Below are 22,441 nucleotides of genomic sequence, written 5' to 3'. Positions count from 1 at the left end.
AAAAATTGCGTCGGCAGGTGAAGCGGAACATAGGAGCCGTCGCCTGGAAGAGCAACCGGCGACATGCCAAAAAAGTTGCACGTAGGAGCAAAAATTGCCCTACTTTTCAAATAGGTATAGCATCGGCTTAGAAGTTTACCTTATTGTATATGATGATGTTTCGATACAGGGCGGGCTGCCGCGGCAAAACATCGACAAGGCATAGCCCCAAGGCTAGTTTACGGATCTCCTGTCGTGATGAGGAACATCTGTGACGATCGCCTGCCTGCACACCGCCGAAAGCAATATCACCGTCTATGAAGCGGCGGCGAAAGCGCTCGGGTTGCCTGATGGCATGCTGCGTCATCATGTCCGCGCTGATCTCCTTCTCGCCGCCGAAAAGGTGGGACGCCTGACGGATGAGATTTCGGCCGAAACGGCAGCGCTTCTCTGGCATCTGGCGGAGGATGCCGATGCCGTCGTGCTCAACTGCTCGACACTAGGCCCAGCAGCGTCGAAGATCGCGGCCGGCGCCGGAGCCCCGATCATCCAGGCAGATGCAGTGTTGGCAGAGCAGGCGGTCAAGGCGGGCGGTAAGGTTATCGTGCTGTGCACCGTCGAAACGACCATCGCCCCGACGACTGCACTTTTCGAAGCAGCGGCTAAGGCGACGGGTGCCGAAATCGAGGTTCGGCTGGTGCCGGGCGCATGGACGCACTTCCGGGCCGGGGATCTCTCGGCCTATCTTGCGGCTATTGCCGATGCGATGAAAGCGTTCAGCGGCGAAAGCGCTGTCACGATCGCTTTCGCTCAAGCCTCGATGACGGATGCAGTTCACCTTCTTCCGGAAAACTGCCCGCAACCTATGACTGGTCCGGCGACCGCACTTGCAGCCGCGATGGCGAAGATTACGGGCAGCTGAAGCATTACAAATTCCGCCCGAAATAGACGTTCACCTCGGCTATGCGGTCGCCGGCAAAGCGGATCAGCTCGACATTGCGAAAGCTGGCGCCATCCATCTTCTCGGCGCGATAGCCGACGATCACATCGTCACCATCCGCGACCAGATGTTCGATATGAATATCGCGAAACACCTTCTCCTTCGGCCAGCAGTGTTCGAAGTACCGCTTCCGGTCGATGTGATCGTCGCGCGGGCTGGAAAAGGTGAAATCCCGGGTCAGCATCGGGTCGACAATATCGGGATGCTGAGCGACATAGGCTGCAAACAGCCGCTTGACCGTATCGCAACGGGCATTTTCGAGAGAGTTCATAATCTGCCTCCTCCTTTGCATCAGGACGGGCTTTGATCCGCCAACCATAAACTGATTTTATAATGCAATCAGTTTATAACATCAGCCCGGCGAACCAACAAGGCGCTTTGCAGACTTGGCATTGCCGCCCGCGTGGTCCAAACTCCTCAAGCATCCCAATCAGCAGAAAGCCATCGCAAGTGTCCGAGGCTCATCACCACATGTTGGAAAAGCTGCATCGGCTGGCGGCCAAAGACAATCGTCCGGCGGTCGAGCCAACCGGCATCGGCAGCTATTCGACGCTTTTTACCTTCGTCACGCGCGAACGCGAGCGCATTGCCGGCTCGGCCTTTTCTCAGGTTTCAATCGTCGCCATCCTCGAAGGTTCCAAGGAAATCGTCAGCATGGGACGGCAGCGGCATTTTTCGGCCGGTACGGTGCTCGTGCTGCCGGCCGGGTGGAGCGGCGATGTCGTCAACGACCCCGATCCGCAGACCGGCGTCTATCGGGCGATCTTCATCACCTTTCCCGAGGAATTGACACGGCGGGCGGCAAAAGCCTTTCCGCCAGCCCAAACCGCATCGCAGATCGACCTGCCGCTCGATTCGTTACTGGCCGCTGCCATCGGCCATGCCGGCGAAGGCATTGCCAGTGGAAGCCTGCCGATCCCACTGATCGAGCACAGACTCGTGGAAGTACTCATGGTGCTCGGCATGCGCGGTGCCCTGCCCGGTTTGCCGGAGACAACCGCCGAGGCGGTACGGGCGCTGGTGCGCTGGCAGCCGGACCGTGCCTGGACAGCCGATCTCATTGCCGCCGAACTCTGCACGAGCAACGCGACATTACGCCGTCGCCTGTCACGCGAGGGCGCTTCCCTGCGAGAGGTACTGGCAAGCGAACGTGTGGCGCTGGCAACGGCCCTTCTCGCGGAGGACGGGCTGTCGCTGCGGGAAGCCGCGCTTGCGACAGGCTATCGCTCGCCGCGCCGTTTCGCCGATCGACTTCGCAGCGCGTGAGCGTTTGCGACAGCATTTTGAGCGTTTGCGTGCGCAGCCGCTCGGCACGAATTTGTTACATCCTGCCCTCGAAGGCTCATAGGAGCTGCAACATGAAAGGGCAACATCATGAAAACCATGCTCAAAATTCTGAATGCCACCGTCATCGCAGCAGTTGTCGCCACCCCAGCCCTATCGGCCGACCTCAAGGTGACATTTGCAAAGAGCGATGGCCGGATGCTGCTGCCCGAAAATGCTTCCTGCATTTCGGCAGGGCCTGAAAAGTCGGCACCCGGTCCGAACAAGAGCCTTGCCGTCTCCTGGTCGAAAGGGCCGAAGGGCACGCGATCCTATGCGCTGACGATGGTCGATCCCGACGTGCCCGCCGATTTCTCGCTGTTCAATAAGGCGGACAAAACCATCCCGAAGGATTTCAAGCGGATGGAATTCGTTCACTGGGTGCTGGCCGATATTCCCCCATCGCGCACCAGCCTTGCCGAAGGCACGGACGGAAGCGGTCCCTCAGCCAATGGCCTGCCGCTCGAGCGCACGGCCTATGGGCGACGCGGCCAGAATGGCGCCGGTGGCGGCAACTTGAAGGACGGGCCGCATGGCGGTTATATGGGCGCCTGCCCGCCCTGGAACGACGAGCGTGTTCATGGCTACCACGTCACCGTCTATGCGCTGGATGTCGACCGACTGAACCTTCCGGATCTCTTCACCCGCGCCGATCTCATCGCCGCCGCGAAGGGTCATATCCTCGCATCGGGCAGCCAGGAACTGTTTTACACATTGAATGCAAAGGCCGCGAAATGACCGAGACGAGATGGGATGCAGCCGCACCGGCCGAGCCGGAAACCGCGCATTGGATGCGGAACCTGATCATCTGCCTCGCCGGCTCGTTCACGACGATCGTCGCGATGACGCTGCTGCTCCCGTTCCTGCCGCTCTATGTCGAGGAACTCGGTGTCAGCGACAAGGCCGCGATCGTACAATGGTCCGGCATTGCCTATGGCGCGACCTTCTTCGCCGCCGCTTTCGTCGCGCCGCTCTGGGGGCGGCTCGGCGATATCTATGGCCGCAAGCTGATGCTGATCCGCGCCAGCCTCGGCATGACGGTCGCCATCTCTCTGATGGGCATGGCCGGCAATGTCTGGCAACTGGTGGCGCTGCGCCTGTTCACCGGTCTCGCCGGCGGCTATGCCTCGGGTTCGATGGTGCTGGTGGCCGCGCAGACGCCGAAGCATCGCTCGGCCTGGGCGCTGGGTACGCTTTCGGCTGGTATCATGGCGGGTAATCTCGTCGGGCCACTGATCGGCGGCGCGCTGCCGCCTGTCATCGGTATTCGCGGTACTTTCCTGCTGGCCGGCGGCGTAATCTTCCTGACCTTCCTGGCAACGACCTTCCTGATCAAGGAGGAGAAATCCACCGCGCGCAAGAAGGCTGCGAAGGCCAGCAGCAGCTGGGCCTCCATTCCGGACAAGCGCCCCGTCATCGCCATGCTGTCGCTCGGCCTGCTGCTGATGCTCGCCAATATGTCGATCGAGCCGATCATCACGGTCTATGTCGCGCAGTTCGTTAGCGACGCCAGGGTGACGATGGTATCGGGCGTTGTGATGGCCGCTGCGGCGCTCGGCAGCATCCTGTCGTCCTCGTGGCTCGGCAAGCTCGCTGATCGCATCGGATACTGGAGCGTCATCATGGCTGCCCTCGCCGCCGCTGCGCTGCTGCTGATACCGCAGGCTTTCGTCACTTCTGCGTGGCAGTTGATCGGCTTGCGCTTCCTGATGGGCGTGGCGCTCGGCGGCCTCTTGCCCTGCATCACCGCCGTTATCCGGCATAACGTACCCGATGCGGCGACGGGCAGCATTCTCGGGCTCTCCATCTCCTCGCAATATGTCGGTCAGGTGGCAGGCCCGGTCCTGGGCGGCTTCGTCGGCGGCCATATCGGCATGCGCGCCGTCTTCCTCGGCACCTGCGTGCTATTGGCGATCGGGGCGGTCTATTGCTGGTGGGTCAGCCCGAAGAAAGAGGCGGAATAGTCTCGTCAGCGAAAATCGCTAGCGGTCAGGACGTACAGGCGCCGTCGGGCATGGCCGTAGGCTCTGGCGGCGACCTTCTGGATCGCGTCTCGTCCGTCATCGAAGGCGGCAAGATATCCGGCTTCGGTATGCGAACCCGGGAAAACATCCGCGTCGACCAGAAACGAAACCTCGAACATGCCGTCATAGCCGGTGAAACGGATACGCCTCGCCGAAGCGTCGTAACTGCGGCTGCGATTGGGAAAGCTCAGGCTCATCGTCGACTACCTCTAAACAAAACGGACCCGGCGGCCTGATTAAGGCCGACGGTTTCAATTGCTTCCGACTTCACCAGGTCAATCCGAACAGCGTCGAATAGACGACGAAGGCAATCGCCAACACGACGCAGAGCTGGAGGAAAGCCCTGTAATAGTCGAAGAGATAGACAGACGCAGGAAGAGAGATTTTCATGGCGGCCTCCTTAAGGGTTTTGCCAACCGAGATCACAATATCACAAAAGCCCCCTTCGCGCCGTTTAATTTGGATTGGGTTTGCGCTTCAATAATATCTGTCTGGGATCTTCGCCTTATCTCGATAGTCTTGGAGAACAGCAGTGCTTCCGACTTTTGAAACTGGCCGCCTGATCCTGCGCCCGCGCACCTTGGCGGACATCGACGATTGCCTCGCCATGGATCGCGATCCGGAGGTGACGAGATTCATTCCGGGGCCGTGGGGCGATCCGGAGGCACACCGACTATTCCTGACGAGCCGCATGGAGGCTGATTTCGGTGATGGCCTCGGCTATTGGTCAATCTTCGCCAAGGAGGATCCGAAGCAATTTCTCGGCTGGATTTTACTGATCCCTGTCGACGCAGTAGGGCCAGACATCGAGATTGGCTGGCGGTTAAACAGGTTCTCCTGGGGTAAAGGCTATGCCACGGAAGCGGCAAGGCCGGTTCTCACGCATGCTTTCGGAACACTTGGCCTCGAACGGCTGATTGCCGATATCGCACCCGGCAACACCGCTTCGATGCGCGTCGCCGAAAAGCTCGGCCTGTCCCCGACGCGCGAGACAACGTATCTCGGCCAGCCCTTTGCGTCCTATCAGATGACCAGGGACGCTTTCGAAGCTCGATAGATTGTAACCTGTCAGGCCTGACTATTCTTCGCTGGCGCTGCGTCCGTGCGCCCAATCCATATAGAGTTCCAGCGCCTTGCGGGCGACTGGCCCTTCCTGGAATTCGCGATCATCCAGGCGATTGACGCTGACGACCTTGGAATAGTTGCCGGTCGTGAAGATTTCGTCGGCGCCCATGAATTGCTCGACGGACAAGGTTTCCTCGCGCACGTCGAAGCCTTCCTGGCGCAGCAGGCCGATGACGCGGGCGCGGGTGATGCCGGCAAGGAAGGTGCGATTGGCGACCGGCGTATAGACGATGCCGTCCTTGACCATGAAAACGTTCGACGATGCCGTCTCGACGACGTTGCCGTTCATGTCGCGCACGAGCGCATTGTTGAAACCGCGGCCCCTCGCCTCCAGGATCATGCGGCCGCTGTTCGGATAGAGCGAGCCGGCCTTGGCGTCGGTCATCGCCGTCTCCGGCGATGGGCGGCGGAAGGGCGAGACGGTGAGCGTGATGCCGCCATTGCCACCAAGCGGCGCCTCGAACAGGCAGAGCGCGAAACGCGTCGATTCCGCATCGACGGCAACGACGCTGCCCGGCGAACCATGCTCGCCCCAATACATCGGCTTGATATAGATCGGCGTCTTGCCGTCGAATTTCTTGATGCCTTCCCAGGCGAGCGCCTCGATCTCTTCAGCCGTCTTCACCGGCTTCAGGCCCATCGCAATGGCGGAGCGGTTAATGCGCTGGCAATGGAGGTCGAGATCAGGGGCGATGCCATCGAACCAGCGGGCACCATCGAACACGGTCGAGCCAAGCCACATGGCATGCGAAGTCGGCCCGATCAGCGGCGGATTGCCGGAAAGCCATTCTCCTTCGACATAGGTCCAGGTGGTGGTTCGGGGCGACGTATCGACTGCCATGGTGGTTTCCTCCCTTTGATCGGTTCAGCTTTCGCCGGATCGCGGAACCGCTCCATCTTTTTGTTTTCTCGCAATTCCAGGAAAAGCGCTCAGCGCTTTTCCTGGAATTGCTTTAGGTGGCAAAGACCAAATAGCCGCATAATCCTAGGGTCAAGCGGAAACTACGCGGTAAAATTCATTTGCAACAAAGCGCCCGATACCGCATTCATAACGCAATTTTCATGCGTCGAAACAACAACTTGACGAATAGATCCATCAGGAAAAGTGATGAACCGTAGGAAACGTCAAGAGACAGGAAGAACCCCATGAAAGCCATGTATTACGAGGCCTTCGAGGCAACGCCCGAAATCCGCACCCTGTCAGATCCGACACCGGGCGAAGATGGCGCGGTTATCGCCGTGGGCGCGACGGGGCTCTGCCGCAGCGACTGGCATGGCTGGATGGGGCATGATCCGGATATAAAGCTGCCCCATGTGCCGGGCCACGAGCTTGCCGGCAAGGTGGTCGCGACCGGGCGCGGCGTCGTCCGTTTCAAGGTCGGCGATCGCGTCACCGTTCCCTTCGTGTCGGGTTGCGGCCATTGCGCCGAATGCCATTCCGGCAACCAGCAGGTCTGCCCGAGCCAATTCCAGCCCGGCTTCACCCATTGGGGCTCCTTTGCCGAATATGTCGCGATCGACTATGCCGACACCAATCTCGTCCATCTGCCAGACACAGTCGATGACGCAACGGCGGCGAGCCTCGGCTGCCGCTTCGCCACCTCCTTCCGCGCTGTTGCCGACCAAGCCAAGACCCGTCCCGGTGAATGGATCGCCGTTCATGGCTGCGGCGGCGTCGGCCTGTCGGCGATCATGATCGCGAGCGCCCTTGGCGCCAACGCCATCGCCATCGACATTTCCGACGGGAAGCTCGCCTTCGCGCGCGAATGCGGTGCTGTCGCCACGATCAATGCGGCCGAGGTCGCCGATGTGGCCGAGGCCGTACGCGAGATCACCAAGGGCGGCGCGCATGTCTCAATCGACGCGCTCGGCCATCCCACGACCTGCTTCAATTCCATCAAAAACCTGCGTCGCCGCGGCCGGCATGTGCAGGTTGGTCTCATGCTCGGTGATTATGCGACGCCGCAGATTCCGATGGCTCAGGTCATCGGCCACGAGCTGGAAATCTACGGCAGCCACGGCATGCAGGCCTGGCGCTATGATGCCATGCTCGACATGCTCGCCGCGGGCAAGATCGCGCCGCAGAAGCTTATCGGCCGCAGGATCAGCCTGGAAGAAGCCGTTCCGGCGCTGATGTCGCTCGATAAGGCTGAGGGCAAGGGGATCAGCGTCATTACACGGTTCTGATATATCCCGGTGCTATGCGCATCGGGGGAAACGGCAATCCAGAAAGAGGAAACGCTCATGGCATGGTCTGCCGGCCAATATCTGAAATTCGAAGATGACCGCACGCGCCCGGCACGCGATCTCTTGGCGCAGGTGCCGCTGGATCGTATCGAACGCGCGATCGACCTCGGTTGCGGCCCCGGCAATTCGACCGAGCTGATCATCGAGCGCTATGGTGCTGCCGGCGTCTCCGGCCTCGATAGCGACGACAACATGCTGGAGGCGGCGCGCAAGCGCTTGCCCGGCACAAGCTTCGTCAAGGCGGATCTCGCCACATGGCGGCCGCAAAAACCCGTGGACCTGCTTTTCGCCAACGCCGTGTTTCAGTGGCTTCCGAACCACCTCAATATTCTCGATCATCTGATGGACGGACTGAAGCCCGGCGGCGTGCTTGCCGTGCAGATGCCCGACAATCTGACCGAACAGAGCCATCTGATGATGGAGGAAACGGCCAAGAATGGTCCCTGGAGCGAGGCCTTTGCGAAGAGGAGCGTACGCCGCAATCCTCTGCCTGCGCCCTCGGTCTATTATAACAGGCTGATCGGCAAGTCCGTCCGGGTCGATATCTGGCACACCAACTACAATCACGTGCTGGAAAACGCAGCAGCGATCGTCGAATGGGTGAAGGGCACGGGCCTGCGCCCCTATCTCGACCATGCCGGCGACGAGCATCGCGATGCGTTCATCGCCGAATATCTGAAGCATATCGAAAAAGCCTATCCGCCGCTTGTCGACGGCAAGGTGCTGTTGCGCTTCCCGCGGCTCTTCCTGGTCGCGGTGAAGAAATAGGTTATCTATCAGCCCCGAAATGCGTGTTGGCGGCGGTGCGTCGATCCCATCGACAACCGGCGCCAGCCCGAGCTAGAACATGACAAGCCAAAGCTGAAACAACAACAGCTCCGAGGAGATAGTCGATGTCGTCCAGAAGCCCCGAATATGGCCTCCAGAAGGAGATCCGCGCATGAGCACCCCCGACGTCGCACCGGCCCCGCCGCTGACATTCGTGATCTTCGGCGCCGCCGGCGATCTCACCCGGCGCCTGCTGATCCCGACGCTGATCAACATGACCCGCAGCGGGCTTATCGGCGAGGACTTGCATATTCTCGGCGTCGGCATCGAGACCGGCGGCGCCGACATGCTGCTCGATCGTCTGGAATCGTTCCTGAAGACATCAGGCGACATGGACGATCCGGAGCGGCAGGCAGCATGGCAGAGCCTGCGCAAGCGCATCAGCTACATCTCCGGCGATTTCACCCAGAACGGCGTCTACAAGGAGATTTCGGATTATCTCTCGCATGCGCCGAGCGCCAACGCAGCCTTTTATTTCGCCGTGCCACCGCGCTTCTTCGGCGATATCGCCGAGAAACTCTCCGAAAACGGACTGATGAATGAAGCAACCGGGGCTTTCCGTCGCATCGCGATCGAAAAACCCTTCGGCCACGACCTTGCCTCGGCACAGGCTTTGAATGCGCGGCTGCTGAACCATGTGTCCGAAAGCCAGATCTATCGCATCGACCATTTCCTCGGCAAGGAAACGGTGCAGAACATCATGACGACGCGCTTCGCCAACATGATGATCGAGGCACTGTGGAACAACAACTATATCGACCACGTGCAGATCACGGCGGCAGAACTCGTGGACGTCGGCACGCGCGGCAAATTCTACGATGCGACCGGCGCGCTGCGCGACATGGTGCCGAACCACCTCTTCCAGCTGCTGGCGATGGTGGCGATGGAACCGCCGAACAGCTTCGATGCCGAATCCATCCGCAATGAGAAGGGCAAGGTCCTGAAGGCCTTGCGCGTGTACTCGCGGGATGAGGCAATCAAGAACGGCGTACGCGGCGCCTATACGGCCGGCCCGATTGCCGGCAGGGATCTGCCGGCCTTTACCCAGACACCCGATGTCGCGCCCGACAGCAACACCGAAACCTTCGTGGCGCTGAAACTCCTAGTCGATACCTGGCGCTGGGCCGGCGTGCCCTTCTACCTGCGCACGGGCAAGGCGATGAAGGCGCGGGACACGGAAGTGGTCATCACCTTCCGGCCGGTGCCCTTCGCCCAGTTCCCGCGCCACGAATCCCGCCCCGAATTGCCGCCGAACAGGCTCATCATCCAGGTGCAGCCCGACGAAGGGCTCGATATGGAAATCTCGATCAAATCGCCGGGGCTGGTGCTGAAAACCGCGCCGGTTTCGCTCGATTTCCGCTATGCCGACAGTTTCGACATCGGCAAGCAGACCGGCTACGAAAGCCTGTTCTACGAACTCTTCGTTGGCGACCAGACGCTCTTCCAGCGCGCCGACGGCATCGAAGCCGGTTGGGCGGCCGTGCAGCCCTTCCTCGACCTCTGGGCAGAAGGCGGCAAACCCGATCCTTACGCCCCCGGCAGCACAGGCCCGGCCTGCGCCGACGAACTCATCGAACGCGACGGCCGCAAATGGCATGAGATCGATGGGATACCGAAAGGCAGGAAATTCTAACGCTGAAGAAGATCAGCGGATAGAGGCCGACTGCCTGCCTTTTATGGGGCGCAGCGTGGCGAGGTCGGTCCTGCTTTCTGAACAACAAAAAGCCGCCGGGATTTGGCCGGCGGCTTTCTTTTCAAGGCAATAGCGGCCTCAAATGAACTGGTGCAGGCCCGGGACGGAATTGACGACCTGGTCGACTACCTCGTCGCCGGCGTGCTGCCGGGCGGTTGCGATCGTTTCCTTGGCGAGCGAGCTGATCTCACCCATGCTGAGACCACTGCTCATCAGCTGCTGGCCGAGCGCCATCAGGCCGCCACCGCCGCCGACTGCGCTGAGGAGGCCGCCGAGCAGGCCACCGCCACCCGTTTCCTCGCCGTTATATTGCGCAACGAGATCGGAGGCGCCGGGAATGGATTCGATCATCTTGGTGACGGGACCATCCGGAGCTTCGCGCTGCAGGAAACCGAGAATCATGCCAACGGCCTTTTCCGCAAGGTCGGGAGCGATGCCGGCTTTGGTCGCAATCTGATCAATAACTTCGTTCACTGTGGCCTCCTGCCTTTATAACGTTAACGTCAACGTAACTGAATGAAGCAACCGACACAAGCCGCGCCGGAGGTCAACATTCTACCAGAAGCGGAACCTTGAAGCGAATGGTTGTCCCTCTTCATGCGAGTTCTTATAACAGTGTCAGGACAAATCGATGAATGGCCCTGGCAGCCTTGAAACGCTGCTGTGCCGCCGCCCTAGTACCGGATGATTTTGGATCGATTCGATCCAAAATCATCCGGTACTAGAATCAAATAGGTAGAGCATAAAGCCGAAAACCGGTGACACTTTTCGGCACCATGCTCTAAGGGAGACGACACTATGCAGCAGCAGGATGGACAGATTTTCGTCGGCGCGAGCCGCAACCCCGATGAAAGCATCAATAAGGACGAGTTCCTGACGCTGAAATTCGGCAACCGCCACGGTCTTGTCACCGGCGCGACCGGCACCGGCAAGACGGTAACGCTGCAGGTGCTGGCGGAAGGATTTTCCAAGGCCGGCGTGCCCGTTTTCTGTGCCGACATCAAGGGCGATCTCTCCGGCATCGCCGTCAAGGGCGAGCCAAAGGATTTCCTGCTGAAGCGCGCCGAAGAAATCGGTCTCTCACCCTATGAATTCGATCAATTCCCGGTCATCTTCTGGGATCTCTATGGTGAAAAAGGCCATCGCGTGCGCACCACCATCGCCGAGATGGGGCCGCTGCTGCTGGCGCGCTTGATGGATGCGTCCGAGGCACAGGAAGGCGTGCTCAACATCGCCTTCAAGATCGCCGATGAGAACGGCCTGGCGCTGCTCGATCTCAAGGACCTACAGGCGCTGCTGAACTATATGGGTGACAATGCAAGCGAGCTTTCCAGCAAATACGGCCTGATCTCAAAATCCTCTGTCGGCTCAATCCAGCGGGCAATGCTCGTGCTCGAGCAGCAGGGCGCGGAAAACTTCTTCGGCGAACCGGCGCTGAAAATCTCCGACATCATGCGGGTCAGCAATGACGGATACGGGCAGGTCTCGGTGCTTGCAGCCGACAAGCTGATGATGAACCCGCGCCTCTATGCCACCTTCCTGCTGTGGCTGCTCTCAGAACTGTTCGAGGAATTGCCCGAAGTCGGTGATCCGGAAAAGCCGAAGCTGGTCTTCTTCTTCGATGAGGCGCATCTGCTCTTCAACGACGCGCCGAAGGTGCTGATCGAGCGTGTCGAGCAGGTGGTGCGCCTGATCCGCTCCAAGGGCGTCGGCGTCTATTTCGTCACCCAGAACCCGCTCGACGTACCGGAAACGGTGCTGGCGCAGCTCGGCAATCGCGTGCAGCATGCGCTTCGCGCCTATACGCCGCGCGAGCAGAAGGCCGTGCAGACAGCAGCCTCGACATTCCGGCCCAATCCGGCCTTCGATTGCGCCACCGTCATCACGACGCTCGGCACTGGCGAGGCGCTGGTGTCGATGCTCGAGGGCAAGGGTGCGCCGTCCGTCGTCGAACGCACGCTGATCCGCCCGCCATCGGGCCGTATCGGCCCCGTCACCGATGGCGAGCGCCAGGCCATCATCAACGGCAGTCCGGTTGCCGGCGTCTATGACCAGACGATCGACCGCGAATCCGCCTATGAGATCCTGACCGAGCGGGCACGTAAAGCGGCTGCGTCGGAGAGCGAGAGTGCCGGCGACGGCTGGACCTTGCCCGGCTTCGGCGGCGACAGCAGCAAGCCGGCAAGCCGCGGCCGTTCGGGCTATCAGCGCGAGACGATCCTGGAAGCGACGATGAAAAGCATGGCCCGCACGGTGGCAACGCAGGTGGGGCGGGCGCTGGTGCGCGGCATCCTCGGCAGCCTGAAGCGGTAGGTCAACACCTCCCCCTTGAGGGCGACGCCGCGGGTGGGGGTGACACACCGCAAACTTGGTGATCACCCCACCCCGGCCCTATGGGCGAACCCTCCCCCTCAAGGAGGAGGTTAAAAACTACCGTACCGGCGCAACCAACGAGAAGAACGCGCCCTGAGGATCGGTCGCCTGGACGATCCAGCTGCCGCCGGGGACCTCCATAGGGCCGTTGACGATCCTGCCGCCGCCTTCCGTGATACGGGTGATTGCAGCGTCGATCGCCGGGACGTTGATATAGAAATTCCAGGCAGCCATCGGCATTTCCGCGGGCTTGGTCATGATCCCGCCGAAGTCGCGATCGCCGATCTTGAAGATCTTATACTTGCCCATCGGCCCCATGTCGAAATCGGAGCTCAGCTCCCAGCCGAACATCGCACTATAGAAATCGAAGGCCTTCGGGCCATCGTTGGAATAGAGCTCGTGCCAGCCGAAATAGCCCGGCGTCGCAGGAGCAGGCGGCTCCCAATCCTGGCCCGGCAGCGGCGTGAACAGGCAGAAGGCAGCGCCGTAGGGATCGGAGACGACGGAGAATCGGCCGACGCCCGGAATATCCATGGGCTCGCGATAGGTCTTGCCGCCCTTGGCGACAACGGTCTTGGTGGCTTCATCGACATTGGGAACACCGATATAGCCGGTCCAGCAGGGCGGCGTGCCCATGGCCTTCGCCTCGTCGGGCAGGATCATCAAACCGGCAACGGGGCCGGCGCCGGCGCTGAACAATGTATAGTCCATGCCGACATCAGGCATGCCGGCATCCGCCGCATCCCAGCCGACGACTTTGGTATAGAAGGCTTCCGCCGCCTTCATGTCCGTCGTCATCAGCTCGTACCAGACAAAATATCCCTTCTCTGCCATGATCTCTCTCCCTATTGTGATTGTGACGGTCATCCGTCTCATCCTGAGCCTGATGTCGACGCAGGTACATGATGGCCGATGAACGTGACGGCCGAACGATGGTCAATCGGTTGATCCGTCGCTTCCTGGCGAGCAGGCTCCAGGTCTTAACTAGGCGCAAGGAGAAATAATTCGACCCCTTGCGCCGCATGACGTAAATTTGGCAGTCTCGTCATGCTTCAATGGCAGCAGGAGCCCGCCTTCGCCGCCTCCTGATATTCGTCGTGGCGTCGCACGAAATCCATGGTGTGGCCTTCATTCCGGCCCTTCGGCGCATTGTCGAGGATCATCAGCGTACCGATCATTTCCTCGCCGCCGCGGGCATAGCTGGAATAGGTGTGGAAGATATTGCCGGCTTCATCCTTGTAGAAGGCGCTGAGACCAGGCAACTCGTCGTTGCCGTCGGCGGCGTTCATATCGTTGAAATTATAGAACACCTTTTCACCGGCAAGCTGCTCTTTGGTGAAAGAGACGTGATAGTCGAAATTGAAATCGTTGGAGAAGGACGACACCCATGGGAACTTCCAGCCCATGCGTTTCTTGTAGGCCTCTATCTTTTCGATTGGCGCGCGGGCAACGGCGACCAGCGTGACATCGTGATGGTTGAGATGCGGAAGCGTTCCATCGAAATGATCGGCAAGGAAGGAGCAGCCGGTGCATCCGGCATCCCAGTCCGGGCCGAGCATGAAGTGATAAATGATGAGCTGGCTGCGGCCGTCGAAGAGATCTGCAAGTGTCCTCTTGCCGGCCGATGTGTCGAAAACATAGTCCTTCTCGACCTTTACCCAAGGCAAGGCCAGGCGTTCCGCATTGACGCGATCGCGAAGATGCGTGGCCTCCTTTTCCCTGGCGAGCAGTTGACGGCGGGCATCCAGCCACACGTCCCTGGAAACGACCTGGTTCATTGTCCGCGCCCTCCTCCGGCGTTTTCATTCCCAAATCTTGACAAATATATTGATATCAATATTAATGAATCATGTCAAACGCAGTCGAAATCCCCTTTGAAACCACGCTGTTAGTGCGCGACACCTGCCTATGCCTGCATGTTCAGCGAGCAGCGCGCGCTCTTGCCCGTCGCTTTGACGAGGCGCTGCGGCCGTTCGGCCTTACCAACGGCCAGTTCTCCCTGATGATGTCCCTGAACCGGCCCGTGCCGGCATCCATGGGATCGGTCACAGCACTCCTGGCAATAGACCAGACGACGCTGACGGCCGCCTTAAAGCCACTGGAACGGCGGGGGTGGGTCAATATCATGCCGAATCCAAAAGATCGACGCGCCCGCCTGCTCAGCCTCACCCCATCCGGCAAGGCAGCACTCGCCGCCGCCGTGCCAATCTGGAAGACGACGCACGCCGCGCTCGAAGAGCGGCTGCCCGACGGCAGCGGTGACCGCCTGCGCAGCGATCTTGCTATTCTGCTTTGAATTGCGCCTCAGATAGCCGTGGATCGCCCTCGAAATCCTGTCTTTCGAAGCCGATGCGGCGGCGTGGGAATTCGCACAGCGCCTGTACCCCGACGCGCGACAGCCGGATGCGCCAGGTCTGGCGTTCAACGGGTTCGCGGGCAGAGAAGGCTCTGGCCGTCAGCAGCGCTATGTTCATGCCTTCGCGGGGATCGCGGACGGAACGATAGAGGATTGCCTCGATGCCGCCGGCTCGCGCAGCCTCTGCAAGCGACTGGCAAGCCTCGTAGTCGATCGGATCGGTCCACAGCTTCCGATCGCGATCCAAGGGAGACGCGGTCAGATCGATCGCTGCCTTCGTCGCAATCGCAGCAGCAAAGGCGGTATATTCGGCGGCATTGGCGGGCAACGGCGTATCGGGGGAATCACGGAAGAAGAGCAGCCGATAGAAGCTCATTTCAGCCAGGGCCGTCTCCACCTGCTCCGAGGCGTAGAAGACTCCGAGCGTGCGGCCGGCGCGACGGAAACGGGAACCGTGGGGATAGATCGCGCCATAGCGGAAGGGCGTGGCAAGGAGATAGTCAAGCCCGGCGCATTCAGGCGGTAGAACCGGCTTGCTTTCTTCCAGGATGCTTTCTAGGAGCGCCTGCTCCTCCAACGTGTCCACGAGCTTCAGCGTCGAGACCTGATGCTGCGATTCCACCAGCCGCCAATATTGGCCGGAAATAGCCCTTGCCTCAGACGAGAGCGCGGCGGGCGTCCAGATAGGCAAGGACATCGGTCAAACCAGAAATCGAGACGATCTTGTCGATCGGCGCTGCACCAAAGGCGATATTGCCGTTACGCAGCCATTGCCGCGCCACAGCCTCGTCGCCGCCGACGATAGCGTCGAGCGAACGGAAGAGACGAACAAGAAGCACGGCAAGTTCAAAAGGCTTGCTATCGCGCTCCAACAGATGATCCTGCCGCTTCATGCGCGACACCGTCGCCTCCGACACGCCGATGATGGCCGCCAGGATACGGGCGTTCAATCCCAGCCTTTCGGCAGCATTGACGACGGCCTTGGTCATGACGAGTGCTTCGCCGGGCATCGTCTGGCCTATTGCCTGGGTTTTCATCATGGCTACTTCCTTTCTTAAGAAAAGATATAGCATTTTTCTTGCAAAAGAAAAGGAGCGACAGATCAAACTGCCGCTCCTTTTCAATATGCTCCGTATTTCCGGCCTTCAATCGACCGGCGGCGCGTTTCGCGTCAAACAACAGCAACCGGCACTTCGGTCGAGGTGCGCATGGCGTGGCTATAGGGGCATACGATATGGGCGGCAGCGGCGAGCTTTTCAGCCTCGGCCTTGTCCATGCCGGGGATATGAACGGCCAGAGACACTTCGATGCCGAAGCCGGTGCCATCTGCGCGCGGGCCGATGCCGACAGTGGCCGTGACCTTGGCATCTTCCGGAATCTTGACCTTCTGCTGGCCTGCGACAAATTTCAAAGCGCCCAGGAAGCAGGCGGAATAGCCGGCTGCAAAAAGCTGCTCCGGATTGGTGCCGGTAGCGCCATCACCGCCGAGCTCCTTAGGAACAGTAAGCGTAACGTCAAGGACGCCATTTTCGGAAACTGCATGGCCGGCGCGGCCACCGGTGGCGGAAGCTTTGGTCGTATAGAGAATAGGCATGTCATGTCTCCTTCGGTTGGATGGATTTCATATACATCGCGATTTAATCGCGCGCAATATATATTTTGCAATTGTTTCGAGAAAGTGAATGCGACAATGTCGTCAATACGAGGATAGCGATGGCGTGATATAACGGAGAGCCGGTCTACGCGACCAGCGCCTGCAGCCGAGGGTCAAGTTGGCAGCGGTTTTGGGGCACCGGGTAATTCCGGTCAGGGCGGCAAACAAAAAAGGGCGCCAGTGACGCCCCTTTTTTCAATGATGCGGTATCAGGCAGTGACCAGGATCGGCGCCCGCTCTGGAACGCGATCATAGAGATCGATGACATCCTGGTTCAGCAGACGGACGCAGCCAGAGGAAACGGCCTTGCCGATGGAGCGCCAGTCGGGGTTGCCATGCAGGCGGTAAAGCGAGTCCTGTTTATCCTCGAAAATATAGAGAGCACGCGCTCCTAGCGGGTTCTTCAGGCCCGGGTCCATGCCGCCGTTGGCGATGGAATATTTCACAAGCTCCGGCTGGCGGGCGACCATTTCATCCGGCGGATTCCAGCGCGGCCATTTCTTGCGCCACTGGATGACGCCCCGGCCCTGCCAGGCAAAGCCTTCGCGGCCAACGCCGATGCCGTAGCGCATCGCCGTGCCCCCTTGCTCTGTGACATAGAGCATGCGCTGGGTTGTGTTGACGATCACGCTGCCGGGTGCCTCGCCGGTGGGGTCGACCACCCGCTGACGATAGAAGCGCGGATCGATCTGCTGGTAGGGAACCGCCGGAATGATGAAGCCGCCATCCTCGACGGAAGCGTAGATTACGGCCGGATCGGGTTGCTCGCCGTCATAGCTGGAGAACCAGGTGCGGAACGGCCTCGGCGAGCCGGTATATTGAACCGGGCTGACGACGGGGCCGCTGTTGATGGTGGAGGCACAGCTGGCAAGCGTCGAAACAGCGCCGAGACCAGCAAGAGCGAGGAAATTACGTCGGGATAAGGATGAAGGAAGGCTCATGTCGACAGCATAGTTCCTTTGGTGGAGGAAGCGAAAACCCGCATCAACAGGCTGATTCGGTTCCCCGAGAGGTTCGCAGAGACAGAGGCAAAACTAAAGAGCGCTAATCATCCCGACTATCGCACTTATGCAACATCACGAAAATTTGTGGTAAAATACTGCTACAGAACGACAATTTCCGCCTTTTCAGGCACTCGATTGTAGAGATCCATCACGTCCTGGTTGAGCATACGAACGCACCCAGAGGATGCGGCCTTGCCGATCGACTGCCAATCCGGCGTACCGTGAACCCGATAAAGCGTATCCCGGCCGCCCTGATAGATGTACAGAGCACGCGCGCCAAGCGGGTTGGTCGGCCCCGGATTCATGCCGCCGCGCTCGGCCGATAGCGGCCTGATCTGCGGGTCGCGCGCGACCATTTCGGCTGGCGGAGTCCAGCGCGGCCATTTCTGCTTCCACTGGATCACGCCCCTGCCATGCCAGGCATATCCAGCAGCACCGAGGCCGACGCCATAGCGCATTGCCTTGCCACCCGGCTCGACGAAATACAGGAAATGGTCGCGCGTATCGACAACGATAGTGCCGGGGCGCTCCTTGGTCTGGTAGTCCACTTCCTGCCGTAGGAAGCGCGTGTCGATGCGCTTATACGGGATGGCCGGCAGCGTGAAATCGTCCTCGCTGCGCTGCGCATACATGGCCTGATGCACCGGATTGAAGGTCGGCAGACCATAGGTCTGATGGAATTGCGTCTGGAAGAGATCGCGCGCCTGCGGCACAGGCTGCACCGGCAGACGTTTTACCCTGTTCGGCTCGATACCCTCGGGACGATAGAAGACCGGGGTGGTTTCCTGCACGAAACGATCAGGGTCGGTGGCGCCCGTGTCAGGAATGATGCTGCAGGCGGACAATGCTGCCAGAGAGGCAAGAGCGAGCAGGCGATAGGAAACGGGCAGCAGATCGACCATTCTCGGAAACCAGTTGGGACACATCGGATCGGCCGCATAATGACCGCCGCGGCTGGAGCGAGGCTGGCGTCGAGCACCAGATAGCGCGAGCGAAGATATTGCACGGATCGACCAAACTTCTGTTTTCCCATGCGGCATCATGAGCTAGATCATTGTTGGACGGAGGATCGCATGAATATCGACAGTCTCGACCCGAGCATCTTCGGCCACACCGACCAAAAGACCTGGCTGAAGCTGGTGGAACGGGCGTTGAAAGGCAAGGATTTCCAGGAAGCGCTGGTATCGCGAACGGACGATGGCATCGCCATCCAGCCGCTTTACGAGCGGCGGCGCGATTATGCTCCGCTCTCGCGTCAGCGGGCCGAGCTGCCCTGGACGGTGATGCAGCGCATGGACGATCCGGACCTCGAGCGGGCAATGGTGCAGCTCAGCGATGATCTTGCCAATGGCGCAAGCGGTATCAGCCTCGTCTCCAGCAGCTCCCCTTCGGCCTTCGGCATCGGCATGGATGCTCAGTTGCCAATCTTTTCCGAAGTGCTGGCGGCAGCATCCGCCAAGACGACAACTCTGCGCCTCGATGGCTTTTCTTCCAGCGTCGCGAAAATGATGGCAGCCTCGATTGTTGATGGGGGTTCCCAAAGTTTGCATCTTGGACTCGACGCTTTCTTGGCAGCTGAAAATTTTGCCAATTTTTCGAGCGACATCAAATACTTCAAAGAAGTGAAGCCGGCTGAGACGATCGTCAATGCAGACGGTCGCATGGTGCATAATGCCGGCGGGACCGAAGTGCAGGAGTTGGCGGTCATGGCCGCAAGCCTCGTCGGTCATCTGAGATTGCTCGAAGAGGCCGGCCTTTCGCCGGAAGCAGCGCTTGCGGCAACCAGCCTTTGCCTTTCGGCCGATCAGAACCAGTTCACGACGATTGCGAAGATGCGCGCCGCACGGCTGATCTTTACCCGGATCGCCGAGGCCTGCGGCGTCGCCAATCCACAGCCGGCGCATCTCTTTGCGGAGACGAGCTATCGCATGCTGACCCGCCTCGATCCGGAGACGAACATTCTGCGCAATACGATCGCGGTCTTTTCAGCCGGCGTCGGCGGCGCCGACGAGATCTCCGTTCTGCCGCACAGCCTGACACACGGCATTCCCGATCCACTGGCGCGGCGTCTGGCGCGCAATACGCAGACGATCCTCGTGGCGGAGAGCCACCTCGATCATGTCATCGATCCCGCCGCTGGAGCCGGTGGCATCGAGACGCTGACCGACGCACTGGCCGAGCGGGCCTGGGATATCTTTATCGAGATCGAAGGCCAGGGTGGATTGGCGAAGGTCATTTCCAGCGGTCGCCTGGCGGCGATGGTTGCGGAGGCGCGCGAGAGCCGCATCGCCAAGCCGATCGTGGGGACGACGCTGTTTGCGATGAAGACCGAACCGCCGGTGACGGTTTTGGGGTCTTTGGGTTCGATTGCCGGTGGGATGGGGTTGATGCCGGTACGGTTGGATGAGGGGGTGGAGGGATGAGAATGAATATCGCATCCGCGGAGACTGCGCACCCCCCTCTGTCACTGCGTGACATCTCCCCCACAAGGGGAGAGATCGTTTCACGCTTGAATTTAATCCCAGCGGGAATGACAACCTTCGCTGTCGCAGATGCGGTATTTTTCTGCGGCAGAAACGCTCCGCAGGCTTCTGATCTCCACCCATGTGGAGGAGATGTCGCGAAAGCGACAGAGGGGGGTAACGCAGCCTCCATATTCACGAAGGCACCGGTTCAATGACCCGTATCCCCGACTTCACCACCATCCCCTGGGCCAAGCCACGGGCAACGGCGCCAACAATCGACGCCCCAGCCTGGGAAACTCCCGAAGGCATCAGCGTCAAGCGCTCCTACCGCGAAAGCGACCTTGCCGGCCTGAAGTTTTTGGACACCTATCCTGGCGCTGCACCATTTGTGCGCGGCCCTTATCCGACAATGTATGTGCAGCAGCCCTGGACCATCCGCCAATATGCCGGCTTCTCCACGGCGGAAGAATCCAATGCCTTCTACCGCCGCAATCTTGCCGCCGGTCAGAAAGGGCTCTCGGTCGCCTTCGATCTTGCCACCCACCGCGGTTATGACAGTGATCATCCGCGGGTGGCGGGTGATGTCGGCATGGCGGGTGTGGCGATCGATTCCATCCTCGACATGCGCCAGCTCTTCGATGGCATTCCGCTCGACGAGATGAGCGTCTCGATGACCATGAACGGCGCGGTGCTGCCGATCATGGCGCTTTATATCGTCGCAGCGGAGGAACAGGGCGTTTCCGAAGACAAGCTGTCGGGCACGATCCAGAACGACATCCTCAAGGAGTTCATGGTTCGAAACACCTATATCTATCCGCCCCAACCCTCGATGCGGATCGTTTCGGACATCTTCAGCTACACCAGCCAGCGGATGCCGAAGTTCAACTCCATCTCGATCTCCGGCTACCATATGCAGGAAGCAGGCGCGACGGCGGATCTGGAGCTCGCCTATACGATCGCCGACGGCATCGAATATGCGCGGGCGGGCGTCGCAGCCGGGCTCGATATCGACAGCTTCGCCCCTCGCCTCTCCTTCTTCTGGGCCGTCGGCATGAACTTCTTCATGGAGGTCGCCAAGATGCGCGCCGGACGGCTGATCTGGGCGGCGCTGATGCAGAAGAATTTCGCGCCGAAGGACCATAAATCCCTCGCGCTCAGGACCCACAGCCAGACCTCCGGCTGGTCGCTGACGGCGCAGGATCCGATGAACAACATCATCCGCACCATGGTCGAGGCGATGGCGGCAACGCAGGGGCATACGCAATCGCTCCATACCAATTCCTTCGACGAGGCGCTGGCGCTACCGACGGATCATTCCGCCCGCATCGCCCGCAACACGCAGATCCTGCTGCAGAAGGAATCGGGGACTACAGGCATCATCGATCCCTGGGGCGGCTCGGCCTATGTCGAGCGGCTGACCCATGATCTTGCGGCCCGCGCCCTTGCCCATATCGAGGAGGTCGAGGCGCTCGGCGGCATGGCGAAGGCGATCGAGAAGGGCATTCCGAAGCTACGGATCGAGGAAGCCGCGGCCCGAACTCAGGCGCGCATCGACAGCGGCCATCAGACCGTGGTCGGCGTGAATTTTTCCAAACCAGTGCAGGATATCGAAGTCGATGTCCTGAAGGTCGAGAATTCCGAGGTGCGGGCACGCCAGCTTTCCAAGCTGCAGCAGCTGAAGGGCACCCGCGAGACGGCCGTCGTCGAAACGGCCCTGGATGCCTTAACGGATGCCGCGCGAAACGGCACCGGCAATCTGCTCGATTTTGCCGTCAAGGCTGCGAGGGCGAGAGCCACCGTCGGCGAAATCTCGCTGGCGCTCGAAAAAGCCTATGGACGTCATGTCGCCGAGATTAGGACCATCTCCGGCGTCTACCGCAAGGAAGTCGGCTCCGAAGATCCAGTCTTCAATACAGCAGTGGCCAAAATCGAGGCGTTCCGCAGGGCGCGGGGCGAGAAGCCCCGCATCCTCATCGCCAAGATGGGCCAGGATGGACACGATCGCGGCCAGAAGGTCATCGCTACGGCCTTTGCCGATCTCGGTTTCGATGTCGTCGTCGGCGCGATGTTCCAGACGCCTGAGGAAGTCGCCGACGTCGCCGTGCGCGAAGGCGTCGACATCGTCGGCGCATCGTCGCTTGCCGCCGGTCATCTGACGCTAGTGCCGGAATTGAAGGAGGCGCTCATCCGGCGTCATGCCCGCAATATTCTGATTGCGGTCGGCGGCGTCATCCCGCCGCAGGATTTCGCGGCGCTGGAGGCAGCGGGCGCCGACGCGATCTTCCCGCCCGGAACCGTGATTGCGGAAGCGGCGACAGCACTGATCGAGAAGCTTCTGGCGTAAACAGCGACGTGCGGAGAGGTTAGATT

The 22,441-nt window shown here is 60.3% G+C and carries 24 protein-coding genes; 12 read left to right on the top strand and 12 right to left on the bottom strand.

The features are described from left to right. Nucleotides 1-250: 250 nt before the first annotated feature. The gene (locus FHT85_RS10335; protein WP_112398218.1) at nt 251-901 is read left to right on the top strand and encodes an aspartate/glutamate racemase family protein; all 651 of its coding nucleotides are present in this window, start codon (nt 251-253) and stop codon (nt 899-901) included. 4 nt (nt 902-905) lie between these two features. Here FHT85_RS10335 and FHT85_RS10330 read toward each other — a convergent pair whose 3' ends face one another. After that, nucleotides 906-1,250, bottom strand: a complete 345-nt coding sequence (locus FHT85_RS10330) for a nuclear transport factor 2 family protein (RefSeq protein ID WP_112412362.1) — start codon at nt 1,248-1,250, stop codon at nt 906-908. Between the two features lie 179 nt (nt 1,251-1,429). On the opposite strand from FHT85_RS10330, the gene FHT85_RS10325 reads away from it, so the two are divergent. From FHT85_RS10325 to FHT85_RS10315, 3 genes are all read left to right on the top strand, one after another. After that, entirely contained in the window at nt 1,430-2,245 is an 816-nt protein-coding gene (locus FHT85_RS10325; protein ID WP_112412363.1) for a helix-turn-helix domain-containing protein, read from the top strand. Nucleotides 2,246-2,353: 108 nt separating this feature from the next. Next, nucleotides 2,354-3,040, top strand: coding sequence for a YbhB/YbcL family Raf kinase inhibitor-like protein (locus tag FHT85_RS10320; RefSeq protein ID WP_112412364.1), 687 nt, complete (start codon nt 2,354-2,356; stop codon nt 3,038-3,040). Next, nucleotides 3,037-4,266 (top strand): MFS transporter, encoded by a 1,230-nt coding sequence (locus FHT85_RS10315; RefSeq protein ID WP_112412365.1) that lies wholly within the window; start codon nt 3,037-3,039, stop codon nt 4,264-4,266. Before FHT85_RS10320 ends, FHT85_RS10315 begins: the two co-directional genes overlap by 4 nt. A 5-nt stretch (nt 4,267-4,271) precedes the next feature. Here the strand turns inward: FHT85_RS10315 and FHT85_RS10310 are convergent, their stop codons facing one another. Together FHT85_RS10310 and FHT85_RS30815 are read right to left on the bottom strand one after the other, a co-directional pair. Next, entirely contained in the window at nt 4,272-4,523 is a 252-nt protein-coding gene (locus tag FHT85_RS10310) for a DUF1488 domain-containing protein (protein WP_112335592.1), read from the bottom strand. 70 nt (nt 4,524-4,593) lie between these two features. Further along, nucleotides 4,594-4,716: a hypothetical protein gene (locus FHT85_RS30815; RefSeq protein WP_281409860.1), complete on the bottom strand. Its 123-nt coding sequence runs from the start codon at nt 4,714-4,716 to the stop codon at nt 4,594-4,596. Between the two features lie 142 nt (nt 4,717-4,858). Between FHT85_RS30815 and FHT85_RS10305 the strand changes: the two genes are divergently transcribed. Beyond that, nucleotides 4,859-5,383, top strand: coding sequence for a GNAT family N-acetyltransferase (locus FHT85_RS10305; protein WP_112335591.1), 525 nt, complete (start codon nt 4,859-4,861; stop codon nt 5,381-5,383). 21 nt (nt 5,384-5,404) lie between these two features. Here FHT85_RS10305 and FHT85_RS10300 read toward each other — a convergent pair whose 3' ends face one another. Beyond that, nucleotides 5,405-6,292 (bottom strand): branched-chain amino acid aminotransferase, encoded by an 888-nt coding sequence (locus FHT85_RS10300; RefSeq protein WP_112412366.1) that lies wholly within the window; start codon nt 6,290-6,292, stop codon nt 5,405-5,407. A 305-nt stretch (nt 6,293-6,597) separates the two neighbouring features. On the opposite strand from FHT85_RS10300, the gene FHT85_RS10295 reads away from it, so the two are divergent. The 3 genes from FHT85_RS10295 to zwf all read left to right on the top strand — a co-directional run bounded on the left by FHT85_RS10295 (nt 6,598) and on the right by zwf (nt 10,159). Next, entirely contained in the window at nt 6,598-7,638 is a 1,041-nt protein-coding gene (locus FHT85_RS10295) for a zinc-dependent alcohol dehydrogenase family protein (RefSeq protein WP_112398223.1), read from the top strand. Nucleotides 7,639-7,695: 57 nt separating this feature from the next. Further along, nucleotides 7,696-8,466: a trans-aconitate 2-methyltransferase gene (gene tam, locus FHT85_RS10290; RefSeq protein WP_112412367.1), complete on the top strand. Its 771-nt coding sequence runs from the start codon at nt 7,696-7,698 to the stop codon at nt 8,464-8,466. A 172-nt stretch (nt 8,467-8,638) separates the two neighbouring features. Beyond that, nucleotides 8,639-10,159 carry a glucose-6-phosphate dehydrogenase gene (zwf, locus tag FHT85_RS10285; RefSeq protein WP_112412368.1) on the top strand — a complete coding sequence of 507 codons (1,521 nt, stop codon included), beginning with the start codon at nt 8,639-8,641 and terminating at the stop codon, nt 10,157-10,159. 138 nt (nt 10,160-10,297) lie between these two features. On the opposite strand, the gene FHT85_RS10280 is transcribed toward zwf, so the two are convergent. Continuing rightward, nucleotides 10,298-10,693: a hypothetical protein gene (locus tag FHT85_RS10280; RefSeq protein WP_112398226.1), complete on the bottom strand. Its 396-nt coding sequence runs from the start codon at nt 10,691-10,693 to the stop codon at nt 10,298-10,300. 324 nt (nt 10,694-11,017) lie between these two features. Here FHT85_RS10280 and FHT85_RS10275 point away from each other — a divergent pair, with 324 nt between their 5' ends. Continuing rightward, the gene (locus tag FHT85_RS10275) at nt 11,018-12,532 is read left to right on the top strand and encodes a helicase HerA-like C-terminal domain-containing protein (RefSeq protein WP_112412370.1); all 1,515 of its coding nucleotides are present in this window, start codon (nt 11,018-11,020) and stop codon (nt 12,530-12,532) included. 117 nt (nt 12,533-12,649) lie between these two features. On the opposite strand, the gene FHT85_RS10270 is transcribed toward FHT85_RS10275, so the two are convergent. Both FHT85_RS10270 and FHT85_RS10265 read right to left on the bottom strand, forming a co-directional pair. Further along, complete coding sequence (locus tag FHT85_RS10270; RefSeq protein ID WP_112412371.1) at nt 12,650-13,426, bottom strand: VOC family protein; 777 nt, start codon at nt 13,424-13,426, stop codon at nt 12,650-12,652. Nucleotides 13,427-13,644: 218 nt separating this feature from the next. Further along, entirely contained in the window at nt 13,645-14,370 is a 726-nt protein-coding gene (locus tag FHT85_RS10265; RefSeq protein WP_112412372.1) for a DUF899 domain-containing protein, read from the bottom strand. Nucleotides 14,371-14,441: 71 nt separating this feature from the next. Between FHT85_RS10265 and FHT85_RS10260 the strand changes: the two genes are divergently transcribed. After that, complete coding sequence (locus FHT85_RS10260; RefSeq protein WP_112335582.1) at nt 14,442-14,888, top strand: MarR family winged helix-turn-helix transcriptional regulator; 447 nt, start codon at nt 14,442-14,444, stop codon at nt 14,886-14,888. Here the strand turns inward: FHT85_RS10260 and FHT85_RS10255 are convergent. From FHT85_RS10255 to FHT85_RS10235, 5 genes are all read right to left on the bottom strand, one after another. Further along, the gene (locus FHT85_RS10255; protein ID WP_112412373.1) at nt 14,875-15,645 is read right to left on the bottom strand and encodes an RES family NAD+ phosphorylase; all 771 of its coding nucleotides are present in this window, start codon (nt 15,643-15,645) and stop codon (nt 14,875-14,877) included. The two genes, FHT85_RS10260 and FHT85_RS10255, sit on opposite strands and share 14 nt — an antisense overlap. After that, nucleotides 15,605-15,988 carry an MbcA/ParS/Xre antitoxin family protein gene (locus FHT85_RS10250; protein ID WP_112412374.1) on the bottom strand — a complete coding sequence of 128 codons (384 nt, stop codon included), beginning with the start codon at nt 15,986-15,988 and terminating at the stop codon, nt 15,605-15,607. The genes FHT85_RS10255 and FHT85_RS10250 overlap by 41 nt, the downstream gene beginning before the upstream one ends. 131 nt (nt 15,989-16,119) lie before the next feature. Beyond that, entirely contained in the window at nt 16,120-16,542 is a 423-nt protein-coding gene (locus FHT85_RS10245) for an organic hydroperoxide resistance protein (RefSeq protein WP_069613858.1), read from the bottom strand. 269 nt (nt 16,543-16,811) lie between these two features. Continuing rightward, complete coding sequence (locus tag FHT85_RS10240; RefSeq protein ID WP_015339157.1) at nt 16,812-17,543, bottom strand: L,D-transpeptidase family protein; 732 nt, start codon at nt 17,541-17,543, stop codon at nt 16,812-16,814. Between the two features lie 161 nt (nt 17,544-17,704). Next, nucleotides 17,705-18,508, bottom strand: a complete 804-nt coding sequence (locus tag FHT85_RS10235; RefSeq protein WP_041677288.1) for a L,D-transpeptidase — start codon at nt 18,506-18,508, stop codon at nt 17,705-17,707. A gap of 171 nt (nt 18,509-18,679) precedes the next feature. Between FHT85_RS10235 and FHT85_RS10230 the strand changes: the two genes are divergently transcribed. Both FHT85_RS10230 and scpA read left to right on the top strand, forming a co-directional pair. Then, the gene (locus FHT85_RS10230) at nt 18,680-20,029 is read left to right on the top strand and encodes a methylmalonyl-CoA mutase family protein (RefSeq protein WP_112412375.1); all 1,350 of its coding nucleotides are present in this window, start codon (nt 18,680-18,682) and stop codon (nt 20,027-20,029) included. A gap of 253 nt (nt 20,030-20,282) precedes the next feature. Next, nucleotides 20,283-22,415: a methylmalonyl-CoA mutase gene (scpA, locus tag FHT85_RS10225; protein ID WP_112412377.1), complete on the top strand. Its 2,133-nt coding sequence runs from the start codon at nt 20,283-20,285 to the stop codon at nt 22,413-22,415. The last annotated feature ends 26 nt before the right edge of the window (nt 22,416-22,441 follow it).

Source organism: Rhizobium sp. BK312, from assembly GCF_014193605.1.
Lineage (GTDB): Bacteria > Pseudomonadota > Alphaproteobacteria > Rhizobiales > Rhizobiaceae > Rhizobium.
This window is presented reverse-complemented; position numbering and strand designations above follow the sequence as displayed.

Excerpts from the sequence above, each read along its gene's own strand:
- FHT85_RS10275 (WP_112412370.1), top strand. The coding sequence starts at position 11,018 with ATGCAGCAGCAGGATGGACAGATTTTCGTCGGCGCGAGCCGCAACCCC.
- FHT85_RS10270 (WP_112412371.1), bottom strand. The coding sequence starts at position 13,426 with ATGGCAGAGAAGGGATATTTTGTCTGGTACGAGCTGATGACGACGGAC.
- tam (WP_112412367.1), top strand. The coding sequence starts at position 7,696 with ATGGCATGGTCTGCCGGCCAATATCTGAAATTCGAAGATGACCGCACG.
- scpA (WP_112412377.1), top strand. The coding sequence starts at position 20,283 with ATGACCCGTATCCCCGACTTCACCACCATCCCCTGGGCCAAGCCACGG.
- FHT85_RS10235 (WP_041677288.1), bottom strand. The coding sequence starts at position 18,508 with ATGGTCGATCTGCTGCCCGTTTCCTATCGCCTGCTCGCTCTTGCCTCT.
- FHT85_RS10230 (WP_112412375.1), top strand. The coding sequence starts at position 18,680 with ATGAATATCGACAGTCTCGACCCGAGCATCTTCGGCCACACCGACCAA.
- FHT85_RS10330 (WP_112412362.1), bottom strand. The coding sequence starts at position 1,250 with ATGAACTCTCTCGAAAATGCCCGTTGCGATACGGTCAAGCGGCTGTTT.
- FHT85_RS10255 (WP_112412373.1), bottom strand. The coding sequence starts at position 15,645 with ATGTCCTTGCCTATCTGGACGCCCGCCGCGCTCTCGTCTGAGGCAAGG.
- FHT85_RS10240 (WP_015339157.1), bottom strand. The coding sequence starts at position 17,543 with ATGAGCCTTCCTTCATCCTTATCCCGACGTAATTTCCTCGCTCTTGCT.
- FHT85_RS10245 (WP_069613858.1), bottom strand. The coding sequence starts at position 16,542 with ATGCCTATTCTCTATACGACCAAAGCTTCCGCCACCGGTGGCCGCGCC.
- FHT85_RS10265 (WP_112412372.1), bottom strand. The coding sequence starts at position 14,370 with ATGAACCAGGTCGTTTCCAGGGACGTGTGGCTGGATGCCCGCCGTCAA.
- zwf (WP_112412368.1), top strand. The coding sequence starts at position 8,639 with ATGAGCACCCCCGACGTCGCACCGGCCCCGCCGCTGACATTCGTGATC.
- FHT85_RS10320 (WP_112412364.1), top strand. The coding sequence starts at position 2,354 with ATGAAAACCATGCTCAAAATTCTGAATGCCACCGTCATCGCAGCAGTT.
- FHT85_RS10295 (WP_112398223.1), top strand. The coding sequence starts at position 6,598 with ATGAAAGCCATGTATTACGAGGCCTTCGAGGCAACGCCCGAAATCCGC.
- FHT85_RS10300 (WP_112412366.1), bottom strand. The coding sequence starts at position 6,292 with ATGGCAGTCGATACGTCGCCCCGAACCACCACCTGGACCTATGTCGAA.
- FHT85_RS10315 (WP_112412365.1), top strand. The coding sequence starts at position 3,037 with ATGACCGAGACGAGATGGGATGCAGCCGCACCGGCCGAGCCGGAAACC.
- FHT85_RS30815 (WP_281409860.1), bottom strand. The coding sequence starts at position 4,716 with ATGAAAATCTCTCTTCCTGCGTCTGTCTATCTCTTCGACTATTACAGG.
- FHT85_RS10260 (WP_112335582.1), top strand. The coding sequence starts at position 14,442 with ATGTCAAACGCAGTCGAAATCCCCTTTGAAACCACGCTGTTAGTGCGC.
- FHT85_RS10310 (WP_112335592.1), bottom strand. The coding sequence starts at position 4,523 with ATGAGCCTGAGCTTTCCCAATCGCAGCCGCAGTTACGACGCTTCGGCG.
- FHT85_RS10250 (WP_112412374.1), bottom strand. The coding sequence starts at position 15,988 with ATGATGAAAACCCAGGCAATAGGCCAGACGATGCCCGGCGAAGCACTC.